The sequence below is a fragment of the Saccharopolyspora sp. NPDC000995 genome (genome assembly GCF_053599315.1).
The window spans coordinates 1-1379 of the sequence record NZ_JBSFLZ010000336.1 but is presented as its reverse complement, the minus strand read 5'-3'; the positions used below and the strand labels follow the sequence as shown (position 1 = coordinate 1379).

2 protein-coding genes are annotated in these 1379 nt (G+C 66.6%); both read left to right on the top strand.

Annotation, left to right across the window (positions count from 1 at the left end; translation table 11 throughout):
* Positions 1–394 (top strand): transposase (locus ACWDKQ_RS36180; protein ID WP_450143243.1); only part of this gene is annotated, 394 nt, incomplete at its 5' end.
* A partial coding sequence (locus tag ACWDKQ_RS36175) for an IS3 family transposase (RefSeq protein ID WP_450143242.1) occupies positions 391–1379 on the top strand: 989 nt, incomplete at its 3' end. The genes ACWDKQ_RS36180 and ACWDKQ_RS36175, both read left to right, overlap by 4 nt.

Sequence of the window (1379 nt, the reverse complement as noted above, 5' to 3'; positions counted from 1 at the left end):
GCAGCCTGATCCTGCCGCACGGCCATCGCGGCGGGTGTTCAGCCCGGAGTACAAGCTGGCGATCGTCGCCGAGTATGAGAGCGCCCCGAACGGTGAGAAAGGCGCGATCCTCCGCAGGGAGGGCTTGTATTCATCCCACGTCATCGAGTGGACACGCGCCCGCGACGCCGGTGTCCTGACCGCCCCCTCCGGCGAGGCCGGCCCGGCGGCGCCGAAGCGGGCGAAGAAGACCGCGGAGCAGCTCGAGTTGGAGAAACTGCGCCGGGAGAACAAGAAGCTGAAGTCTGATCTGGGCAAGACCCGGATAGCGCTGGACATCATGGGAAAAGCGCACGCGCTCTTGGAAGGTCTGTCCGAGAGCGCGGAGAACGACGAGCCGCCGAGGACATCATGACCACCACGTTCACCGAACTCCGTGCCGCGGAGGTCTCGGTGCGCAGAGCGTGTGAGCTGACCGGGATCTCTCGCGCTACCCATTACCGGCGGGCCAAGCCGCAGGGCCCGCTGCATGGCCCGTGGCTGCCTCGCAGCCCGCCGCCGGCGGCCTTGAGCGAGGCCGAACGCCACGCCGTGCTGGAGCTGCTGGCCGATCCCCGTTACGCGGACCTGGCGATCCCGCAAGTCTGGGCCAGAGAGCTGGACGAAGGCCGCTATCACTGTTCGATCTCCACGATGTACCGCATTGCCCGTGGGGCGGGGCAGGTCCGTGAACGACGCCGCCAGGCCACCCACCCGCCACGGATCCGCCCGGAGTTGGTCGCGCATGGACCCTCCCAGGTGTGGTCGTGGGACATCACCGCGCTGAAAGGACCCGCGAAAGGCGTCTGGTACAAGTGCTATGTCGTCATGGACATCTTCTCCCGCTACGTGACGGGCTGGCTGGTGGCCGCGGCCGAGGATGCCGTCGTGGCCAAAGACTTCCTCGGCGAGGCCATCGCCGGTAATGGCATCGAGCCGCACACGATCCACGCCGACCGGGGCGGGGCGATGGTGTCCAAACCCGTCTCCGAACTCCTGACCGACCTCGGTGTCCTGCGGTCACATTCCCGTCCGCGTACCTCGAACGACAACCCGTACTCCGAGGCCCAGTTCAAAACGATGAAGTACGTGCCGGATTTTCCCGACAGGTTCGGGTCATTAGAAGACGCCCGGGCCTTCTGCGACGGCTTCTTCCTGGCCTACAACCACGAACACCGACACTCCGGAATCGGCCTGCACACCCCCGCGTCCGTGCACTTCGGAACAGCCGAACACATCCGCACGGGGCGGCAGACCACCCTCGACCGCGCCCACGCCACACACCCCGAACGCTTCACCCGCCGACCCCGGCCACCCGCACTACCCAAAGCCGCCTGGATCAACCAACCCATCGAAGATCA